Raw genomic sequence first — 20,793 nt, 5'->3', positions numbered from 1 at the left:
TCACACGTGGTCCGTGGCCCGGTCCTGACCCCGGAGACCGGTGGCACCGGCAAGCTTCGGCTCGACCACCTCGCGCCGGGCCGGGCCGTGCACTACCGGGTCACCGCCGAGGACCTCGACGGCCGGGTCCGCAGCGCCCCGCTCACCGGCTCGTTCCGCACCGCGCCCACCGGCCGCGAGAGCGTCCGGTTCACGTGGTCCGGCGACGTGGCCGGGCAGGGCTGGGGCATCAACCCGGACACCGGTGGCATGACCGCCTACCGCTCGATGCTGCGGCGCGACCCGGACTTCTTCCTGCACAGCGGCGACACCGTGTACTCCGACGGCGTCCTGCTGGAGTCCGTCACGCTGCCGGACGGCCGGGTCTGGCGCAACATCGTGACACCGGAGAAGGCCAAGGTCGCCGAGACGCTCGCCGAGTACCGCGGCCAGTTCGCCTACAACCTGCTGGACGAGAACGTGCGTGCCTTCGCCTCGCGGGTCCCCTCGATCGTGCAGTGGGACGACCACGAGGTACTCAACAACTGGTACCCCGGCGAGATCCTCGACCTGCCGCAGTACACGGAGAAGCGGGTCGACGTCCTGGCCGCCAGGGCGTTCCGGGCGTTCCACGAGTGGCAGCCGATCGACCAGCGCTGCGCGGTCGACGGGCGGGTGTACCGCGGCTTCTCCTACGGCCGGCACGTCGACGTGTTCGTGCTGGACATGCGCTCCTACAAGGACGCCAACACCGCCCCGCGCGACGGTGACGGTCACATCCTCGGCGCGCGGCAGGCCCGCTGGCTCGTCGACGCGCTGTCCCGCAGCCGCGCCACGTGGAAGATCGTCGCGAACGACCTGCCGATCGGCCTGACCGTGCCGGACGGCGCCGACATCGAGGGCGTCGCGAACGGCCTGCCCGGCGCGCCGGGCGGCCGGGAGCACGAGCTGGCCGGCGTGTTCCGCGCGCTGGCGCGTCGTCGGGTCCGCAACGTCGTGTGGCTGACCGCGGACGTGCACTACACCGCGGCGCACCACTACTCGCCGGACCGCGCCGCGGTGGGGGACTTCGACCCGTTCTGGGAGTTCGTCTCCGGTCCGCTGCACGCCGGTGCCTTCGGGCCGAACGCGCTGGACCCGACGTTCGGGCCGCAACAGGTGTTCGCGCACACGCCGCCGGCGGCCAACGCCTCGCCGCTGGAGGGTTTCCAGCACTTCGGCGAGGTGACCGTCGATGGCCGCAGCGGCGCGCTGACCGTGGACCTGCGTGATGGCCAGGGGGTCAGCCTGTGGTCGAAAACCCTTGTGCCACAGCGGTAGTACACCCCAGCGGGTGTCCATCAAGAGACTGCCGGTCTCACCGGCGGAAATAGGAGTTCACTGGCTCACGTTCTTCGTTGATCTCGCCGGCCTGAAACGGTACGAATTCACGCGCAAAAGGGCTGATTTCCACGTCCGCTGATATCGGAGCGGGGTGGGTTCGCGGTGGCGTTGCGACTGTCGCGACCGCGGTGTTGGTAGCCATACCTCGAACAGGGTTGTGCCACTGGGCCAGCGGTTTTGCCTCCATAGCACATCCCGTGTCTGAGTGGCGTGCTAGCGGCGAAGTCCATCAGATCGGGTGACCCTTGTGTTGGTGCAAATCGGACAGTCGGCGACAACCAAGAGACGCCCGCGCAGCGATGAGCGATTTCGGCCTCAGCGGAGATTTTGCCAGTGGACAAGAGGCGTCAGCTGACGTCCCACAAATCCGGGCCTCCGAATGCATGTTAGCCTGAGGAGGACAGCACCCGGTCTTCGTTGCGGGATGGCCTGGCCCCCGCCGACGCACGCCTGCCGGAGGACGTTGCGGAGAGTTTCCGCCTCGTCCCAAGGCCGTCGCGTTGATCGCCTGTCCGGTGTGGGCTGGCGTCTGCCGGCCAAGTCTGGAGACATCCCATGATCAGACCCTTGATTCAGCAGGCTGAATCCACGGCGGAAGAGCAGGGGCCTGGGACGCCGTCGCCGCGCGCGGTCGTCGAGATCACTGACGCGGGCCACGTCTGCGGTTGGAATCCGGCCGCGGTGGTCCTCTACGGCTACGAGGCCGAGGAGATCGTCGGCCTTCCCATGGATGTGCTCTGTTCTCCGGAGAGCCTCGCGGGAGAGCAGGCGGTACTGCGGCAGATCAGCGCGGGCGGTGTCGTTGAGCGGTACGAGGCGATCCGGGTGCGCAAGGACGGGACGACGATCAGGGTGTCGGTGACCGCTGAGCCGGTCATCGGTCCTGAGGGCGGCGTTGTCGGTGTCACCACGGTGTCGTGGGAGGCCGAGGGGCAGCAGGGCGACGCGGACACACCCGAGGAGACGACGGGCGCGGACCGCCGGGAGCGTCGGGACGGTGTGGAGCGGTCCGAGGTGTCGGCTGATGCGGAGCGTCGCGTGGATCGGGACGGTGTGGAGCGGTCTGAGGTGTCGGCTGATGCGGAGCGTCGGGAGGGTCGGGGGACGCTGGAGCGGTCCGAGGTGACGGCGGGTGCGGAGCGCCGGGAGCGTCGGGACGGTGTGGAGCGGTCCGAGGTGATCGCTGATGCGGAGCGCCGGGAGGATCGGGACGGTGTGGAGCGGTCCGAGGTGACGGCTGATGCGGAGCGCCGGGAGGCGCGAGACACGTTGGAGCGAACCGAGGTGACCGCCGACGCGGAGCGCCGGGAGGCGCGAGACACGTTGGAGCGGTCCGAGGTGACGGCCGACGCGGAGCGCCGCGACTACCGCGACACGTTGGAGCGGAAGGAGCGATCGCAGGCGCAGGCCCAGCGTCTTGAGAGCCTGGGTCAGCTTGCCGGAGGTGTAGCACACGACTTCAACAACCTGCTGGCAGTGATCCTCAACTACGTCTCGTTCGTCGCCGAGGAGGTCGCCGCCGCGTCCGGTCCGGACCCGGCATCGCACCTGGAAACCGCCAGTGCTGACCTCGAACAGATCAAGAAGGCGGCGGAACGCGCGGCCAGGCTCACCCACCAACTGCTCGTCTTCGCCCGGCGCGACGTCATCCGGCCTCAGGTTCTCGACCTCGACAAGGTCATCACCACGGTGGAGGAAATGCTGCGCCGAACCATCGGCGAACACGTCGAGCTCGTGACCTCACTCGCCGGTGATCTCTGGCCGGTCCTGGCCGATCCAGGCCAGTTGGAGCAGGTGCTCGTGAACCTCGCGGTCAACGCCCGTGACGCCATGCCGTCCGGCGGGACACTGACCATCGACACCGGCAACCTCACCGTGGACGCATCCGCCCTCGCCGGAGGATCCAAAGCGCGGCTGGGCCGCAACGTGCGGCTGCGAGTCAGCGACAACGGCACCGGGATGCCCGCCAAGGTCGTTCAGCACGTGTTCGAGCCGTTCTTCACCACCAAGTCGGACAGCGGGGGAACCGGGCTCGGCCTGGCCACCATCTACGGCATCCTCACCCAGGCCGACGGGAGCATCGGGATCTACTCCGAACCCGGCGCTGGTACCACCTTCACCATCACGCTGCCCGCTACCGTGGAGGCGGCCACCCCGGTCGTGGAGTCCGTGCCATATCAGCGGGTGCCCAAGGGAGAGACCGTCCTGGTCGTCGAGGACGAGGAAGCCCTGCGCGAGGTGACCAGACGGATCTTCACCCGCAACGGCTACCACGTGATCACCGCGGCCAGCGGCCCGGAGGCACTCGACATCGCCGCCAACCACCAGGGCGAGATCCACTTGCTGATCACCGACGTCGTCATGCCGCGGATGCTCGGCAAGGAGGTCGCCGAGAAGATGCGGGTGATCAAACCGGAGATCGAAGTGATCTTCATGTCCGGCTACGCCCGGCCGGTCCTCGCCTCCCAGGGACGCCTCGAACCAGGCGTAGCCCTCGTGGAGAAACCGTTCTCCGAGGCCCACCTCCTTGCTACGGTCGGACAGGTCCTCAACGGTCACTTCCAGGGATTCTCGAACATCGGTGGCAATGCCCCCTGACAGCCAAACGTCCGGGTACTCCACGATCGGAACGTCGGGCGCCGGGAGTACGAGTCGGGCCGTGTGTCGCGTGTTGGCCAGGGGGCGGCCTGTGGTCGAAAACCCTTGTGCCACAGCGGTAGTACGCTCTAGCGGGTGTCCATCAAGAGACTGCCGGTCTCACCGGCGGAAATCAGGGTCCTCCTGTCGCTGACCAGCGACTGGACCCGTGGGGGCGTCGAGGCAGCGCTGGTCAGGGCCGGCTGGGCGACCGAGGGCGAGGCGCCGGAGTGGTCGGCGGGCGCGAGCGCGCCGCACTACTTCGGCGGCGAGGAGAACGGCTGGCGGCTCGAGCTGGGCGACCCGCCCGGCGAACCGGGCTCGTCGATCCGCCTGCCGTGCGCGTTGTGCTGGCCCGCGCTGGACATCGACGAGGACGCCGACGACGAGTTCGGGGACGACGACGGCTTCTCGGCAGGCGAGGACGAGGTGGACGACCTCGACGACGAGTACGCCGCGGTGTGGGAGCGGGATCCCGACGCCGAGCGCGACGTGTTCGACGACGAGTTCGCCCGGCTGTCCGACCTGCTGCGCGCGGAGCTCGGCGATCCGGACAAGCGGACCGAAGGCCTTGAGCCGTCGGAGACCTGGCACCGCGACGGGTTCGAGGTCCGGTTGGAGATGACCGACGACATCAACTCCTACTCGCACTACGACCTGATCGCGGTTCAGCTGCGCGCGGAATGACCGTGACGTAGACGGCGCCCGCGCACACCATGCCGCCCAGCATGAACAGGGCGAGCGGGGTGGGGGAGCCGGAGCCGAACAGGCCGGACAGCGGTGACAGTACGGCGCCGAGCGTGAACTGACCGGCGCCGAGCAGAGCCGACGCCGCGCCGGGTGTCGCCGAGCCCAGCGACTGGGCGATCGTCGTGACGGCGGGGAAGATGAGGCCGAGCCCGGCAAGCGTCGCGACGAGACAGGCCCACGTGACGGCCAGGCCACCGCCCGTGGTCACCGTCACCACCAGGTGGACGGTCGTGGCGGCGGTGGCGAGCCCGATGCCGGCGCGGAGCACGGCCGCCGGGTCGACCCGGCCGGCGAGCATGCCGAAGACGCTGCTGGCCGCCAGCATGGCGCACGCGTTGGAGGCGAAGATGAGGCTGTACACCGTCGGCGAGACGCCGTAGCCGTTCTCGAAGACGAAGCTCGAGTCGCTGACGTAGCTGAACAGGGCGACGGCGGCGAAGGCGAGCACCAGGACGTGGCCGGTGAACGCGCGCCGGCGCAGCAGGGTGCCCATCGCCCGCGGCCGGGAGGTCGGATGTTCGCGGGTCTCCGGGACGAACCGCAGCACACCCGCGGTGAGCGCGAGATTAATCCCGGCGAGGACGACGAACACGACCCGCCAGGAGCCGAACCGCATGACCAGCCCACCGAGCGCGGGCGCGATGACCGGCGCGACACCCAGCAGCATCGCGAGACCGGCGAAGTAACGCGCCATTCTCGGGCCGTGGAACAGGTCGGTGACCACCGCGCGGGCGAGCACGATGCCGGCCGCGCCGAAGAACCCGCCGAGCACCCGCGCGCCGACGAAGACCACGATGTTCGGGGCGACCGCACAGCCGACCGCGCACAGCGCGGCGGCCACGGTGCCGCCGAGGAGCAGCGGCCGCCGCCCGAACCGGTCGCCGAGCGGGCCGAAGGTGAGCTGCCCGAACACGATCCCGAGCAGGAACCCCGTCACGGACAGCTGGGTGACGGACACACCGGTGCCGAAGTCCCGCGCGATCGTCGGCAGCGCGGCGACGTACATGTCCACGCCGAGCGGCCCCGCCGCGGCGAGCCCCCCGAGCGTGATGGCGAACGGAACTCGGCGCACCCCACCAAGAAACCACGCGCCGGGCACGCGGCACACGAACGGCGCGATCGCGGCGCCAGCCGTGCGTGAACGGGCACGTTCAGGTCATCGGCCGCCTTCGCGACATCCCGGGCACGGGCGGGCGTCCGGTGTGGCTCAGCCGATCTCGGGCGGCTTGGGCCCGCGCCGGGTGTGCAGCGCGACGCGGGCCGTGTCGATGCCGACGACCATGTTCCGGCCCTGTTCCTTGGCCTGGTACACGTGGCTGTCGGCGACGCGGAGGCAGTCGTCGACCGTGGTGCCGTGGTGCGGGTGGGCCGCGGCACCGACCGACGCGGTGACCCCGGTGATCACGGTGTGCTCGCCGTGGTTGTCGACGGTCGAGACACGCAGGTCCGCGATGGCGGCGCGGATGCGCTCGGCCGTGGTCATGGTGTCGATGATGTCGGTGTCCGGCAGCAGCACGGTGAACTCCTCGCCGCCGAACCGGCCGCCGAAGTCGGCCTGCCGCAGCTCCGATCGCAGGCACGCGCCGACCGTGGCGAGCACGTCGTCGCCGGCGCGGTGGCCGTAGGTGTCGTTGAGCCGCTTGAAGTGGTCCAGGTCGATCATGAGCACGCCGACCGGCCGCCGTGCCGGCACGGCCTCGGCGAAGACGTGCTCGGCGTGCGCCTGCCAGGCCGCCGGTGTGGCCATGCCCGTCTTCTTGTCTAACGACGCGTCGTCCTCGAGCTGCTTCGTGAGGGCCGCGTTGTGCAGCGTGACGACGACCGGGACGGCGACGAGCACGACCAGGAGCCCGCCGCCCGCGAGCGCGCCGGTGACGCCGCCGACGGTCAGCAGTGCCGCGTCGAGGCCCAGGTCCGCGGCACCGCGCCGGAAGCGGTGCCCACCGAGCGCGTAGTTGACCGTCAGGTGCGCGGCCACGGCCGCGCAGACCGCGAGCACCGCGACCGGGTCGGGGGTGGCCCACGCGCCGGCCGAGGCGGCGAAGTGGGCCGCGACGAGCCCGCACGCGACCACGCCGCCGTCGGCGGGGAACTGCCGGTCACGCACGTAGCGGTAGGCGTGCAGGACCAGCACGAGCGCGACGGCGAGCGTGAGGTGCACCGAGATCGCGGCCACCACCGACCAGACCGACGTCATGGCCGTCGCGGTGGGGAGATCCTGGTGACCGGGGTGTGTGCGGCGGGTGATCTCGGCCTGTGCGACCGCCGCCGCCAGGACCGTGCCGGCAAGGGCCCAGTCGCCCGCGGTGAGCGGCACGACCAGAGCGAGTCCGCCGAACAGCACGGCGCCGAGCAGGAGTCCGATGCGAGCGGTGAGCACCCGGGACACCCCTTTCTCTTCTCAGGCCGCGGCGAGCACGGGGCCGCAGACGCGGTTGCGGCCGCTCTCCTTGGCCTCGTAGAGCCAGCGGTCGGCGTGGACCAGCAGGTCGTCGACGCACGCCTCGCCCTGGTGGGTCGTGGCGACGCCGATCGAGGCGGTGATGCCCTTGATCGTGGTCGGCCGCCCGTGGAGGTTGGTGGTGATCACCGTCAGCGCGGCGATCTGGTCGCGGATGCGCTCGGCGGCCTGGCATGCCTGCTGCTCGGTGACGCCGGGCAGCAGGATGCTGAACTCCTCGCCCCCGAAGCGGGCGACGATGTCGTTGCGGCGGGTGGTCGTCTGCAGCACGTGCGCGACGCAGGTGAGGACGTCGTCGCCGGCCTGGTGGCCGTAGGTGTCGTTGAGCCGCTTGAAGTGGTCCAGGTCGACCATCAGCACGGCCGTGTGCGTGCGGTGGCTCGCGAGCGCGGCGCTGGACAGCGTCTGCCACGCCGCGTGGTTCCACAGCTGCGTCTTCGGGTCGTGCGCGGCCGCGTGCCGCAGCGCGCGGCCACGTGCGGCGCGCTGCAGGTAGGCGGCGGGCAGCAGGACGAGCGGGACGGCCAGCAGCGAGTGCTGTGCGAACGAGCCGAGCAGCACACCCAGTGCGGCGCAGGTCATGCCGTCACCGATGGAGCCGCGGTGGTGTGCGTCGCGGAGCAGCCGGCGTGCCTCGCGGACCAGCGTCGGACCGTTGGTCGCGGCGAGGTGGGCCAGTCCGGCGAGCACCGCCCCGAGCATGCCGCCGGCGGCCGAGTACACCAGCCAGGCGAGCGCCGCGCCCGCGGTGCCGGTGAGCACGCGGCCGAGGTGGGATCCGCGGCGCGGTCCACGGAACTGGTCGTGGGTGAGCAGAACGGCGGACACGACCATGACCCCGGCGAGCGGCAGGGTCAGCGCCGCGCCGACGACCCACACGGCGGCGGCCGAGACACCGGGAGTGTCCGCGTGCGCCGTCCGTCGGGCCAGCTCAGCCTGGATTAATCCGCAGAGAATGAGTACCAGTGCCTTCCGCCCCGTCCCCCACGAGACGGACGGCACCGTCAACCAGATCAGCCCGACCCCGCAGACCGCGGCGCTGACCAGCACGGCAGCAGCCGAGATCATGTCGTGGACCTGGTTGGTTCCCCCTGTGTGTCCCCCTGTGCCCATGGTTCCAAGGTTCTTTGTGAGCACGGACAGCTCACGGACACACGACGGACAGCAACGCGACCGATGTCACAGATGACGACCGGATCTCCGCGGTGTCACTGCACCGCATCACCGTGAGGCGGGATAGTACGCGGTGTCACCGCGATTGTCGCTGCTCCGTTTGCCCGCGTCCAAGCCACGGACAAGGCGATTACCATCACCGTCCCGATTACTCCGGCGGCGGCGAACACGGTGGACGACCTCGCGTTCTGGGCGACGAGTCCGTAGATCAGGATGGCGGCGCCCTGGGTGACCCGCATCGTCGTGGTGAGCAGGCCGACGGACTGGCCACGCATGTCGTCCGGAACGGACTGGGTGAAGTCCGCGGCGAGCGGGATCCAGTAGTACAGCGCGACACCGGACAGCACGATCAACCCGCACGCGATCGCCGGCCCCGGCACGGCGATGAACAGCATCAGCGGCGCGACGCTGATGACCGACAGGACCGCGACGTGTCCGGCGCGCTGGTCCGGGATGATCATCGGCAGCAGCCACAGGCCGAGGACGATGCCGGCCGGGCCGGCGCCCATCAGCAGCCCGGCGACCGCCGACCCGTAGCCGAGCTCCACGGCGTAGGGCGCCGCGAGCGTCTCGCACACGAGCACCGAGGCGATGGGGAGCGTGAACAGGATGGTGAGCCTCAGCCGCGGATGCGAGGTGATGTAACGGACCGCGGCGCGGGTGGAACCGAACCAGGTCGCCGGCGCGTCGGCGAGCGCGGTCGCCGGGCGGGTCACCACACCCGCCAGGATCACGATGCCGGACAGGACGAAGGTGGCGGCGTTGAACACCAGGACCAGCGACAGTCCGGTGAGACCGACGATCAGGCCGCCGCCCGCGTAGCCGAGCGTGTAGGAGACGTGGTTGACGAGCTGCGTGACCGCCGACCCCTTCACGAGCCGTTTCCCGGGCAGCACAACGGACATGGTGGCCAGGTAGGCGCTGTAGAACGGCGGGTCCAGCAGCCGGATCACGAACAGCAGCGCCCACAGGGCGAGCAGCGGCAGCCCCGGTATCGCCATGGCCAGCAGGAGCAGCGCGCGCCCCATGTCCGCGGCCACCATGACCGCGCGGCGTGGGTACCGGTCGGCCAGGCCGGCCAGCACCGGGCCGCCGATGAGGTCCGGCAGCGTGGTCAGCGCGAAGGTGATGCCCATGAGCGCCGTGGACTTCGTCTCCGAGAACACCGCGATGACCAACGCCGCGCGTGCCACGTAGTCGCCGATCGTGGAGAGCGCCCGGCTGATGAACAACGCTCGGAACTCGCGTTCGCCGAAGATGTCCGCGTAGGTGACGCGACCGTCCCGTGCGTGGTCCCCCGGCAACTCTGCGCCCTCCTGTGGTTACTCTCCGTATTCGATTGAGGTTACACCCAGTGGCATCCCAATCACTGAACAGCCCATCACCAATTCATAGGCGGAGTCAATCCCCAGCAAGTCTTCTAGTTTCTCGTCCTGGACCGCCGCGGTGAAGGTCACGCCGAGCCCGAGCGCGGCGGCGAGGAGGTAGACGGTCTGGCTGAGGTGCCCGACATCCATGTGGAGCATGCGGTAGGTACGCGGAGTGGAGTACTTCCACATGCTCCGCGGCAGCACGCACGTGTAGAACACGACGCAGCCGCTGCCGGCGGCCCAGTCCTGGCCGCCCAATAGCTCCACGAGCTCGTCCGGGGACTGCGGCGGCCCGATCAGCTCCAGCTCGTCGGTGCCGGTGTTGAGGTGGTAGAGACCGGCACGGAGCCCGGCGACGCGGTGCGCGTGGAGGTAGATCTCGGTGGGGTGCCGCCCGCCGCCGGACGGGGTGGTCTTGAAGGCGGTCTGTGTCGGCTCGTCCACCTCGGTGATGCCGCCCGCCCACCGCAGCAGCGTGCTGACGGCCTCGAACGGCACGGGGTCGGCGCGGAACTGGCGCGTGCTACGGCGATGCGAGAGAACTTCCAGGAAGCCACCACGCGTCCACCGCGCCGGGTCGGGCGCCAGCGGTACCCGATGGGTGGTCTGGCGCGTCCGGCTGACGGGTGGTGGCGGTTCGTGGTCGAGGCGGTCCCGCAGCCGTTCCTGGTCGGCCGCCGCGGTGAGGAACCGTTGGTCGCGGAGGTTGCGGGTCTCCGTGTGGAACAACGCGACCAGCCGGCCCCAGCGGTGCCACGCGGCCTCGTTGGCGTCCTCGACCCGATGCCGTTCGGACTCCCGGGTGACGAGGATGTTGGCCGTGCGCAACCGTTCGGCGATCGCGACCAGCGCCTCGGCGTGGTCGTCGTCGCGGGCGTGCTTGCGCAGGTGGCTCAACGGCTGCCAGGTGGTGAAACAGCGCAGCACGGGATCGGCGTCCTCGCCGATGGCGAAACGCCGGTGGGTCAGGGTGTCGTGCCAGACGAGCTGATCAGCGTGCCACAGCAGCGCACCACACGAGGAGATGCGCAGCTGTGGGTCGTCCAGCAACCGATCAGTCATTCCCCCGATGCTGGTCTGTTGCCGTCCGGCGACCGCTCCATCCCGTCATAATCTCCGCGGGCTGGTATTCGTCGGATAACTCAATGACGACAGTGTCGACGGCCGAGGTGTTCATCGCGCGCTCCTGATGCCGGGCCAAGCTCGGGAGCCAGAGTACCTTACGCCGGTAGCCAAGCTGTTGCGGGAGAATAGTCGAATCCATATCGCGTACGCGCTTCGTCTATAGCTGATTGTGCCGGCTCGATAACTGTCCGCAGCACGAGTTTGCCAGACCCTTACCACCGCGCCGATGCCGCGGATTATCCTGCGGGGAACAGGCGGCATCGGCTCATGTGCTCTGAGTAGCCAAGGGGGTCGGCGGACATCGAGAAGGGCGGCGGTGAGATGTCTGTGGACGAATTCCGCGTCCTTGGTCCGATCGCCGTTCTACGTGCTGGGGAGCAGGTGCACGTGCCGGTCGGCAGCCAGCAGGTGGTGCTGGCGACCCTGCTGTTGCGTGCCAACCAGGTCGTGACGGTCAGTGAGCTGGTCGAGTGGCTGTGGGAGGACGAGCCGCCGAGCGACGCCTGGGAGAGCGCGAAGGCCTACGTCCGGCGGCTGCGGCGGACGCTCGACGCCTCGGAGTTGATCGAGGCGTTACCGGACGGTTTCCGCCTCATCGTCGCCGACACCGCGGTGGATCTGTTGCGGTTCCGCCGGCTCGTGCGTGAGGCGGAGACCCTGCGGGGCGCCGAACAGCTCGTCCGGTTCGACGACGCGCTCGCGCTGTGGGAGGACGAGCCGCTGGCGAGCCTCGCGCCGAGCACGGCGAAGGCACGTGCCGTGCAGACCCTCCTGGAGGAGTACGGCCAGGCGATCGAGAAGCGCGCCGACGCGTACCTGAGGCTGGGGCGGCACACCGAGCTGGTCGCCGACCTGCACGCGATGACCGCGCGGCACCCGGAGCGCGAACGCGCCTGGTCCCAGCTGATGGTGGCGCTGTACCGCTCCGGCAAGCGGGCGGACGCGCTGGCGGCGTACCGGCGGGCGCGTGCGTACCTGGCGGACGAGTTCGGCATCACGCCGGGAACCGAGCTGGAGCGCACCCACCACGGCGTGCTCACCGACACCCTCGACGACACCGCACAGCACGCCACCGCGGGCACCTCCGTGCTCGTGCGCCTCACGCCCGCGCAGCTGCCGGCCGACCTCGGCGACTTCGTCGGCCGCACCGCGGAGCTGGCGATGGCCCGGACCGTGCTGACGGCCCCGTCCAGCGCGAGCACGCCGGTGCTCGTCATCAGCGGCATGCCGGGCGTCGGCAAGAGCGCGTTCGTCGTCAAGCTGGCACACGAGGTGCGGACCCGGTTCCCCGACGGGCAGCTGTTCATCGACCTCCACGGCTACTCCGAACACACGCCGCTGAGCCCGGCGCGGGTGCTCAGCCGGGTGTTACCCGCGCTCGGCCTGCCCTCCACCCAGGTACCGACGGAGCTCGAGGATCTCACCAACACCTACCGCAGCCTGGTCGCCGACCGACGCATCCTGCTCGTCCTGGACAACGCGGCGAACGCACAGCAGGTGCAGGACCTCCTGCCGGCCGCGCCCGAGTCGGCGGTGCTGATCACCAGCCGGTCGCAGATGCCGAGCCTGGCCGCGCTGACCGGGGCACGCCTGCTGCAGCTGGGGCCGCTGAGACCACCGGAGGCGGAACAGCTCATCCGCGCCATCCTGGGCACCGCGCCGATGCCGGCCGACACCGACATCGGGAAGATCATCGAGCTGTGCGGGCACCTGCCGTTGGCCATGCGCGTCGCGGCGACGGCCTACCTGCACAGCGCGCGCCCGCTGCCCGACTTCATCTCCGAGCTGGAACAGCGCGACCGCCTCGCCGCGCTGACGATCGCCGACGACCCGCGTGCCACGGTGCGTGCCGTGTTCGACCTGTCCTACCGGACGCTCTCCGCCGACGCGGCGCGCCTGTTCCGGCTGCTGAGCCTGGTGCCCGGATCCGACTTCTGCCGCAGGTGCGCGCGACACGTGGCCGACGTCCCCGCCGAGACGGCCGAGCGGCTGCTCGGCGAGCTCACGGCGGCGAGCCTCATCCACCCCAGCCGGCCGCGGCACTACCGGTTCCACGACCTGGTGCGCCTCTACGCCCACGACCGGTGCGTCACCGAGGACGACCCCGGCGACCTGCACGCCGCACTCGCACGCCTGCACAGCTACTACGTCACGACCGCCGACGTCGCCGCGGACGCCCTGTACCCGACGTGGATCCGCCTGCCGCGCGACCATTCGAGCATCCTGGGGGCGCCGCGCGCGCCCGCGGTGTCGAACGCCGCGCAGTGGATGAACGACGAGGCACCCAACCTGATCGCGACCATCCGCTACACCGCCCACTACGGGCCGGCGGAGATCGGCTGGTACCTGTCGGAGTCGTTGCGTGCCTACGTGGTGACGCACCGGGACTACCGCATCGAGGCGCTGGGCGCCTTCGAGATCGCGCTGAGCGCCGCCACGAGCACCGGGAACCGGCGCGCGATGGCGACCATGCACACCGCGTTCTCGTCCGTGTACGCGCGCATCCGGGACGTCCAGCGGGCGCTTCCGCACATCCGGGCGGAGCTCAGCCACTACCTGGAGCTCGGGTTCTCCGAGGGAGAGGTCCGCGCGCGCATTGCCCTCGGCGACGCGCTGGCGACGCAGGGGTACCTGCGCGACGCGGCCGACCAGATCGGGGAGGCGTTGCGGGTCGCCGAGCGCCACGAGTTCACCGACCTCCAGCTGCTGGCGCTGTTGAACCTGAGCCTCTGCGAGGAACAGCGGGACCAGCTCGACGTCGCCAAGAAGTACGCGCTCTCCGCCTTCGACCTGATCGACGCGAAGTCCAGCGACTCGGCGGAAGGCGCGGCGCACCTGAGTCTCGGCATGATCATGATCAGGCGCGGCGAGTTCGACGGCGCCATCGAGGAGTACCTCCTCGCGCTGGAGCTGTACCGGCGAAGCGGCGACCAGCACTACGAGTCGGAGGCGCTCCGCGCACTCGCCCACGCCTACTCGAAGATCGGCGACATCGACGCGTCGATCGCCCACGCGACCCAGGCCCTGGCGGTCGCCGAGGAGCTGGGCGACGAGTACGACATCACCGACTCCCTGGTCTCCCTGGCGGGCATCTACCACGACCTCGGCCGGACCGAACAGGCGCGCGCCCAGGCGGAGTCGGCGCTCAAGCGGTCCGACGAGCTCGACTACACCAAGGCCCGCGTCGAGGCCACGCTGCAGCTGGCGTCGATCGACAAGTCGGCAGGCCATCTCGACGACGCCCAGGAACACGCCCAGACCGCCATCGGCCTGGCCCAGCGGGGCGAGCTGCGCCGCCTTCGCGGCGACGCCGAAATACTCCTGGCCTGGATAACCCACGAAAAAGGCAACCACGCCCAGGCGGTCGACCACGCGAGCAACGCGTTCGCGATTCACCAGGAAGTAAGCTCGCCTTACGGCCAGACCAGGGCGCTGCATATCAAGGGCCTTGGTCTGTTGTCCCAGGGAGAACGCGAACAGGCCAAGCAGGAATGGTTGACGTCACTGGAGATTTTCCAGGGACCCGCCCCCGAAATCGACGCGATCAGATGGGTCCTGGCCGAAATCAGCTAGCGATTCGTGCGCACAGCCACGCCAGCGACAATGGATAGCGGTATTCGATGCCGCCGTGGCGACCGTCGAACAGCTCGAAGTACACGCGGTCGTCGGCGACACCGGCCTTGTCGATCGCGCGGCGGAAGGCCGTCGCGCCGAGGTCGAGGTAGTAGTCGTCGGACCGGCCGGAGTCGATCCAGACCGCGGTGAGGGAGCGCAGCGCCTCGGCGTACTCGGGCTCCGCGGCCATGCGGACCGGATCGCGGGACAGCCAGCGCGCCCAGACGTCGGTGATGATGGCGCCGGTGTCGTCGAAGGGGAGCGAGACGGAGGCGTCGGCATTGCCGGAGTAGGCGGCGGCGTAGCCGTAGATCTCGATGAGCCCGTCGTCGCTGTCCTTGGTGCCGTGTACCCGGCCGGCACGGCCGGCGAGGAAGTTCGCGTAGTCGCCGTCGTACTCGTCGCGGAGGGTGCGCGCGATGAGCGGGAAGCTGTCCGGGTAGCAGACCTCGAAGAGGGCGTCGCCGGCGTGGGTGGCCAGCGCGGCGAAGAGGTCCGGCCGGAGCATGGGGGTGATCATCGCGCCGTAGCCGCCGCTGGACTTGCCCATGATGGCGCGGTGCGCACGGTCGGCGAGCGTGCGGTACCGGGCGTCGACCCAGGGGACGACCTCGTCGCAGAGGTAGGAGTGGTAGCGCCCGGTGGCGGGGGAGTCGAGGAACTGGCTGCCGCCGTAGGCCGTCCAGGCATCGACGTAGACGACGATGGCGGGCGGGGTGTCCCCGGCCCTGAAGACGTCGTCGGCCAGCTCGGGGAAGGGACGGCGGAAGGGCGTCCGGTTGAACCACATGCCGACGTGCCCGGTGTAGCCCTGGATCACGTAGACGACCGGGTAGCGCCGGTCGGAGTCGTCGTAGCCGGGTGGCAGGTAGACGTAGACGGGCCGGTCGTGCGGGTCGCCGAGCGGGTTGTCCCGCAACAGCTCACTGTGGACGATCCCGTCCTCGATACGACCGGCCAATTCTGTGGACCAGGGCAACATGACGGGAGCCTAGGGGACGCCGGCCCACCCCATCGACCGGATTACGCCGGGCGTGAGATGCCTCTCGTCGGCGTCCGCGGTGTTCCCGGCGCCCGGGTTCACGGCTCCGGTTTCACAGCTGCTTCATGAGCTTCTCGAACGCCTCCGGGGTGACGATCGGGATGCCGTACTGCCGTGCCCTGACCGCTTTTCCGGAAAGGGAGTCCGGGTCGGCGGCGACGAGGATCCTGGTTCGTCTGGTCACGCCACCCCCGGTCACCTTCAGGCCGCCGCGGATGGCGCGGTTCTCCCATTCCGCGCGCTCGCCGGCCATCTGGCCGGTGAACGCGACCAGGTCGCCCGGCCGCAGGCGGAACTGGCCCCACCGCGGTTCCGCCTCCGTCGTCCGTGCCGTTCGCAGGGCGATCTCGGCGTCCAGTTCGCCGAGGCCCAGGAGGCCGGCGACATTTCGCAGGTCCTGCCGCTCGTCGTCGGTGACGACGCCGTCCGACCAGGCCGCCGTGGCGAGTGCCGTGAGGTAGTCGCGGTGGAGGACCAGGGCGTCCGCGTAGGTCAGGTCGAGTGCCCGCGCGACCTCGATCAGGCCCTCCTGCTCGCTCGCCGAGAGGTGCCGGTCCAGCAGCGCGCGGTCGAGCAGGGCCAGGTACTCGTCGGCGCGTGCGGGCTGCTGGACCCGCGGCAGCCGGTCGATCAGGCGTTCCAGGAACGCCGGTGGCACCGCCTCGGCGAGCGTCCGGGGACTCGTGCGACCGCACGGCCTCGGCAGCGGCGGCCACGGGTCCCGGCCCGCGGCGAACAGGACCCGCCACGGCTCCGGCCGGCCCGCGCTCCTGATGAAGAACGCGAGCAGTTCGGCGCAGGCACGTGCGTCATGCAGTGCCGAGTGCGGGTTGGCGTGGTCGATTCCCGCGGACGCGCAACATGCCGCCAGTGAACGTGCCGCGTCGGTGAGATACCGGCTCGCCAGGATCATCGTGCAGAGACCACGTTCGTAGTCCAGCGGGACCGTGAGTCGTACGCGCTCGAACTCGGCGATCAGGAAACGCAGGTCGAAACTCAGGTTGTGCGCGACGACGACACGCCCGGCCAGCCGCGCGGCCAGATCGCCGGCGATCTCGGCGAAGGACGGCGCCCGCAGCACGTCGCTCGACCGAATGCCGTGGATGTGCTGTGGTCCCAGATCTCGGGCGGGGTTCACCAGCGTGCCCCACTCGTCGACCTGGCGGCCCGCCCGGTCGACGAGCACGACCCCGATCTCCACCACCCGGTCATGACGCCCCGGAAACAGGCCGGTCGTCTCGACATCGACGACGGCATACCCCAAGTTGGACATTCTCACCGATTTCTCGTCGCTACCCCAGGTCGAACTCAGCCGTGTTTTCGTGGCTGGGAACGGCTGTGTTTCGTAGCGATGTTGATCGATGCGGTCTCGTTACCGCGGAAGGGTTACGAGGCCTCGACCGCATTCTTGATGCGGTTCGCGAACGCCGGTGCGTCCTTTTGTGCCGCCTTGAGCGCGAAGCCGGCGAGGAGCTTGCCGAAACCGTTGCCCTGCAGGACGTTGAACACCCGCAGCCGGGTCCGGCCGTCGCCGAGATCGGTCAGGTCGTAGCCACCTTCAACCGCGGTGACCAGGTTCTTCGACTGCTCGGCCCAGCGGATCTTCGTGGGCTCCTCGAGCTCGGTGATGCGGAACTCCCGTCCCGTCGTCATTCCCGCGTCCTTCACCGTGCTGACGAACACCGTGCCCACGCCGACCGGGCCGTCCGTCTTCTTCTCGATCCGCTGCACGCGGGGGCTGAACTTCGGGTCGTTGGTCCCGGCCGCGAGGAACGCGAACACCTCGGCGATCGGTCGGTCGATCTCCGCGGTGCCTTCGAACTGACCGGCCATGCCGCCTCCTCGGGCAGTGGGTGCTGGCCGGCATCATCCCAGAGCGGATGCCGGACGGCGACCGGGTGTCTACTGTTGAGCGGTGGCACGCACACGGCTGTACCGCGACGGGAAGCTCGTCGCGGAGGGCTTCCCGCCGGAGGACATCTCCGAGCACCTGCGGGACGAGAGCCTGACGATCTGGCTCGACCTCGGCGACCCGTCCGAGGACGACCTGGCGCTGATCGCCGACGAGCTGGGCCTGCACGAGCTCGCCGTCGAGGACGCGGTGCAGTCGCGGCAGCGGGCGAAGCTCGACGAGTACGACAGTCACTCCTACCTGTCCGCCTACGCGGTGTCACTCGACCAGGCGACGCTCCGGCTGAGCAAGGCCGAGCTGGGGGTGTTCATCACCGCGCGCGCGGTCGTCACGGTCCGCCCCGGCGACCGGTTCGACATCGACCAGGTGGTCAAGCGGTGGGACGACCTCGCGCACCTCGCGGGCAACGGCGTCGACTTCCTGGTGCACGGCCTGCTCGACTACGTGGCCGACACCCAGTTCGACATGGTCGAGGCGCTCGACGAGCACATCGAGAAGCTGGAGGACATGATCTTCGACGAGCGCCCCGCCGACCGGCTCATGCTGCGGCGGGCGCTGACGTTGCGCCGGTCCCTCGGGATGCTGCGGCACGTCGTGGTGCCGATGCGCGAGGTGATCAACACGCTGACCCGGCGCTCCGGCAGCGCGATGGCGCCGTACTACCAGGACGTCTACGACCACGTCCTGCGCGTGACGGAGTGGACCGACTCGCTGCGCGAGCTGGTCGCCACCTTCCGCGAGACGCAGCTGAACCTGCAGAGCAACCGCCTCAACCTGATCATGAAGAAGGTGACGGGCTGGGCGGCCATCATCGCCGTGCCGACCGCCATCACCGGGTTCTACGGCCAGAACGTCCCCTATCCCGGCTTCGGTCAGGCCTGGGGTTTCTGGCTGTCCACGGCCGTGATCCTGGCCATCGGCGGCGGGCTGTACGTCCTGTTCAAACACCGCGACTGGCTGTGACAACCCAGTCCAGCGGTGCCTAGCCGAAGGCCTCCGCCAGCCACCACGACCCGCCGTCGTTCGTGAGTTTCGCGTCGATCAGGAGTGGACGGTCGCGGGACCAGGTCGTGATCCCGTCCAGGTCGGCCGGTGTGCGGACGGTCAGGCCCTGACAGCCGAAGCCCGCGGCCAGCGCGGCCAGGTCGGTGTCCGGGAAGGTGACGGTCGACAGGTCCGCGTCGGCGCCGAAATGGTGGATCTCGGCTCCGTACGCCGCGTCGTCGTACACCACGATCACCATCGGGATGCCAAGGCGCACCACGGTTTCCAGCTCGGCCACGCCCATCAGGAACCCGCCGTCGCCCAGTGCCGCCACCGGGAGGCGGTCCGGTCGGGCCAGCGCCGCGCCGATCGCGGTCGCCAGCCCGAGGCCGATCGACTGGAACGCCTGCGTGAAGCAGAAGCCGTACTGGTCCGGCACCGACAGGTACGCGCTCGGGTACCCCATGAAGTTGCCGGAGTCCACCGCGACGACCCGGTCCGCCGGCAGCAGCTCGTCGAGCCGGGCGCTCAACGTGCGCGGGTCGATCCGGTCCGAGGTGGACCGGTCCTCGTACGGCACGTCCCGCCACCGCACCGGACCGACCGGCGCCGTCCGGTAACCGTCCTGTGTGGACAGTACGGCGAGGACGTCCCGCGCCGTCTCCGCCGTGTCGCCGACCACGCCGAGGTCGACCCGGTTGTGCGCCCCGAACGCCGCCGGGTCCAGGTCGACCTGGACGACCGTGCCGCCGAGCAGCTCGCCACGCTTGGTCGTCCACCTGTTCAACGCACAGCCCCAGCCGACGACGAGGTCGGCGCCGGCGATCAGCTCCGCCGTCCGTGGCGACGCGAACCCACCCGAGATGCCCAGCGACCACGGGTCCCCGGCGAACAGCCCGTGCGCGACCGCCGAGGTCGCCAGGAGCGCGCCGGCGGCGGCGGCCAGCTCCCGCAGCTCCCGGCCGGCGTGGCGGGCGCCGCGGCCGGCCACGAACACCGGCCGCCGCGCCTTCGCCAGCGCCTCGGCCAGTGCCGCGACCGCGTCGGCATGCGGCCGAACCGGTCGCGGCGTAACGGGAACCGTGAGCGGCGCGGCGACGGCCGGCGCCGCCTGCACGTCCAGCGGCAGGTTCAGCACCACCGTCCGCCGCTCCTGCACGGCCGTCCGGTACGCCCGCACGGTGTCCGCGACGGCGGAGGAGGGGGAGTGGACCCGCTCGGTCACCGCGCCGACCGCGGTGACCATCGCATCCTGGTCGATGCGGAAGTTGGCGGTCACCGCCGAGCCCGCGGTGTCGGCGGTCAGCACCAGCAGCGGGGTCCGGCTCTTCGCGGCCTCCGTGATTCCGGTCATCGCGTTGGTCAGCCCGCAGCCCTGGTGCAGCGAGACCGCCGCGAGCCGGCCGCTCATCCTGGCGTACGCGTCGGCCATCACCGTCGCGCCGCATTCGTGACGGGCGGCCACATACGGCACCCCGCCCGCCCGCAACGCGTTGGTCACCACGAAGTTCCCGCTGCCGACCACGCCGAACGCCTGCGCCACACCGAGTTCGGCGAGCGTCGAGCCGACCAGGTCCGCCGTGCTCACCGCTCGACCAGCGCGTACACCCTGGCCGGGCTGCCGGACCCACCGATGATCGGCAGCGGTGACACCACCAGCACCGCCCCGGTCGGCGGCAGCGACGCGAGGTTCCGCAGCTGCGTCAGCCCCATCTTCCCGGCGCCCAGGAAGTAGTGGTGGCACGGGAAGGCGGGCTCGAACCCGTGTGCGGCGCCCGCGTCCGTGCCGACCGTCTCCACGCCGAGCCCCAGAAGCGGCGTGTCCTCCGCAAGCCACCGCGCGCACTCCGGCGCGATGCCCGGCGTGTGTGGCCCGGTCTCGTCGGCGTTGAGGAACCGGGCGGCGTCGGTGGACCGCTCGTCCCAGCCCGTGCGCAGCAGCAGCCAGCCGGCCGGGAGCGACCCGTTGGCGGCCTCCCACTCCTTGACGTCCTCGATGGACAGCAGGAAGTCCGGGTTCTCCGCCGCCCGCGCCGACATGTCGACCACGACCGCGGGCGCGACCATGTTGCCGAGCGGCAGCTGCGACACGTCGGCCTTGTCCTTGCCGGACGCCCAGTGCACCGGAGCGTCCACATGGGTCCCGGTGTGCTCGCCGGTGTGGATGTTGTTCCAGTACCAGGCGGGCCCGTCCGCGTCGTAGCGGCTGATCAGCTCCAGCGAGAACGGGATCGTGTTGGCGAACGGCGGTGGCAGCTGGAGGATCGGCGTGTCGGCCGACAGGGGCGCGGTCAGGTCGACGATCTCGACCTGACCGCCGGAGAGCGCGTCCAGCAGGTCCGTGAGCAGCGGCATGAGGGCA

At 70.2% G+C, this 20,793-nt stretch carries 15 protein-coding genes; 5 read left to right on the top strand and 10 right to left on the bottom strand.

The annotated features are described in order from the left end of the window. The 3 genes from VET29_RS18660 to VET29_RS18650 form a co-directional block, all read left to right on the top strand. Window positions 1–1,299: alkaline phosphatase D family protein (locus VET29_RS18660; protein ID WP_324921962.1), on the top strand; the 1,299-nt coding region annotated here is incomplete at its 5' end. Window positions 1,300–1,917: 618 nt separating this feature from the next. Beyond that, window positions 1,918–3,960, top strand: a complete 2,043-nt coding sequence (locus VET29_RS18655; RefSeq protein ID WP_324921959.1) for an ATP-binding protein — start codon at window positions 1,918–1,920, stop codon at window positions 3,958–3,960. A 135-nt stretch (window positions 3,961–4,095) separates the two neighbouring features. Further along, on the top strand, window positions 4,096–4,686 hold the full coding sequence (locus tag VET29_RS18650; RefSeq protein WP_324921957.1) for a hypothetical protein: 591 nt from the start codon (window positions 4,096–4,098) through the stop codon (window positions 4,684–4,686). On the opposite strand, the gene VET29_RS18645 is transcribed toward VET29_RS18650, so the two are convergent. The 5 genes from VET29_RS18645 to VET29_RS18625 form a co-directional block, all read right to left on the bottom strand. Next, window positions 4,634–5,821 carry a multidrug effflux MFS transporter gene (locus VET29_RS18645; RefSeq protein WP_324921955.1) on the bottom strand — a complete coding sequence of 396 codons (1,188 nt, stop codon included), beginning with the start codon at window positions 5,819–5,821 and terminating at the stop codon, window positions 4,634–4,636. The two genes, VET29_RS18650 and VET29_RS18645, sit on opposite strands and share 53 nt — an antisense overlap. A gap of 135 nt (window positions 5,822–5,956) precedes the next feature. Beyond that, window positions 5,957–7,129 carry a GGDEF domain-containing protein gene (locus VET29_RS18640; RefSeq protein ID WP_324921953.1) on the bottom strand — a complete coding sequence of 391 codons (1,173 nt, stop codon included), beginning with the start codon at window positions 7,127–7,129 and terminating at the stop codon, window positions 5,957–5,959. 21 nt (window positions 7,130–7,150) lie between these two features. Beyond that, entirely contained in the window at window positions 7,151–8,278 is a 1,128-nt protein-coding gene (locus VET29_RS18635) for a GGDEF domain-containing protein (protein ID WP_324921950.1), read from the bottom strand. 140 nt (window positions 8,279–8,418) lie between these two features. Further along, window positions 8,419–9,687 carry an MFS transporter gene (locus VET29_RS18630; RefSeq protein ID WP_324921948.1) on the bottom strand — a complete coding sequence of 423 codons (1,269 nt, stop codon included), beginning with the start codon at window positions 9,685–9,687 and terminating at the stop codon, window positions 8,419–8,421. A gap of 18 nt (window positions 9,688–9,705) precedes the next feature. Next, entirely contained in the window at window positions 9,706–10,815 is a 1,110-nt protein-coding gene (locus VET29_RS18625) for a SagB family peptide dehydrogenase (RefSeq protein WP_324921945.1), read from the bottom strand. Window positions 10,816–11,199: 384 nt separating this feature from the next. On the opposite strand from VET29_RS18625, the gene VET29_RS18620 reads away from it, so the two are divergent. Further along, window positions 11,200–14,451 carry an AfsR/SARP family transcriptional regulator gene (locus tag VET29_RS18620; protein WP_324921943.1) on the top strand — a complete coding sequence of 1,084 codons (3,252 nt, stop codon included), beginning with the start codon at window positions 11,200–11,202 and terminating at the stop codon, window positions 14,449–14,451. Here the strand turns inward: VET29_RS18620 and VET29_RS18615 are convergent. From VET29_RS18615 to VET29_RS18605, 3 genes are all read right to left on the bottom strand, one after another. After that, a complete protein-coding gene (locus VET29_RS18615) occupies window positions 14,444–15,475 on the bottom strand; it encodes an alpha/beta hydrolase (protein WP_324921941.1) in 1,032 nt (343 codons plus the stop codon). The two genes, VET29_RS18620 and VET29_RS18615, sit on opposite strands and share 8 nt — an antisense overlap. Before the next feature lie 112 nt (window positions 15,476–15,587). Continuing rightward, window positions 15,588–16,808: an exonuclease domain-containing protein gene (locus VET29_RS18610; RefSeq protein WP_324921969.1), complete on the bottom strand. Its 1,221-nt coding sequence runs from the start codon at window positions 16,806–16,808 to the stop codon at window positions 15,588–15,590. A 113-nt stretch (window positions 16,809–16,921) separates the two neighbouring features. After that, window positions 16,922–17,368 carry an SRPBCC family protein gene (locus VET29_RS18605; protein WP_324921939.1) on the bottom strand — a complete coding sequence of 149 codons (447 nt, stop codon included), beginning with the start codon at window positions 17,366–17,368 and terminating at the stop codon, window positions 16,922–16,924. An 82-nt stretch (window positions 17,369–17,450) separates the two neighbouring features. Between VET29_RS18605 and VET29_RS18600 the strand changes: the two genes are divergently transcribed. Next, the gene (locus tag VET29_RS18600) at window positions 17,451–18,410 is read left to right on the top strand and encodes a magnesium transporter CorA family protein (RefSeq protein ID WP_324921937.1); all 960 of its coding nucleotides are present in this window, start codon (window positions 17,451–17,453) and stop codon (window positions 18,408–18,410) included. Between the two features lie 19 nt (window positions 18,411–18,429). On the opposite strand, the gene VET29_RS18595 is transcribed toward VET29_RS18600, so the two are convergent. Continuing rightward, complete coding sequence (locus VET29_RS18595) at window positions 18,430–20,019, bottom strand: thiamine pyrophosphate-binding protein (RefSeq protein WP_324921935.1); 1,590 nt, start codon at window positions 20,017–20,019, stop codon at window positions 18,430–18,432. Then, window positions 20,016–20,786: a cyclase family protein gene (locus VET29_RS18590; protein ID WP_324921933.1), complete on the bottom strand. Its 771-nt coding sequence runs from the start codon at window positions 20,784–20,786 to the stop codon at window positions 20,016–20,018. Before VET29_RS18590 ends, VET29_RS18595 begins: the two co-directional genes overlap by 4 nt. Window positions 20,787–20,793: the final 7 nt, after the last annotated feature.

The organism is Actinophytocola sp. (assembly GCF_035634895.1).
Lineage (GTDB): Bacteria > Actinomycetota > Actinomycetes > Mycobacteriales > Pseudonocardiaceae > Actinophytocola.
Note: the sequence above shows the minus strand (reverse complement) of the source record. Positions and strands in the feature narration are given on the sequence as shown.

Coding starts and splice junctions, on each gene's coding strand:
- VET29_RS18610 (WP_324921969.1), bottom strand. CDS start 16,808: ATGTCCAACTTGGGGTATGCCGTCGTCGATGTCGAGACGACCGGCCTG.
- VET29_RS18590 (WP_324921933.1), bottom strand. CDS start 20,786: ATGCCGCTGCTCACGGACCTGCTGGACGCGCTCTCCGGCGGTCAGGTC.
- VET29_RS18655 (WP_324921959.1), top strand. CDS start 1,918: ATGATCAGACCCTTGATTCAGCAGGCTGAATCCACGGCGGAAGAGCAG.
- VET29_RS18625 (WP_324921945.1), bottom strand. CDS start 10,815: ATGACTGATCGGTTGCTGGACGACCCACAGCTGCGCATCTCCTCGTGT.
- VET29_RS18605 (WP_324921939.1), bottom strand. CDS start 17,368: ATGGCCGGTCAGTTCGAAGGCACCGCGGAGATCGACCGACCGATCGCC.
- VET29_RS18615 (WP_324921941.1), bottom strand. CDS start 15,475: ATGTTGCCCTGGTCCACAGAATTGGCCGGTCGTATCGAGGACGGGATC.
- VET29_RS18620 (WP_324921943.1), top strand. CDS start 11,200: ATGTCTGTGGACGAATTCCGCGTCCTTGGTCCGATCGCCGTTCTACGT.
- VET29_RS18635 (WP_324921950.1), bottom strand. CDS start 8,278: ATGATCTCGGCTGCTGCCGTGCTGGTCAGCGCCGCGGTCTGCGGGGTC.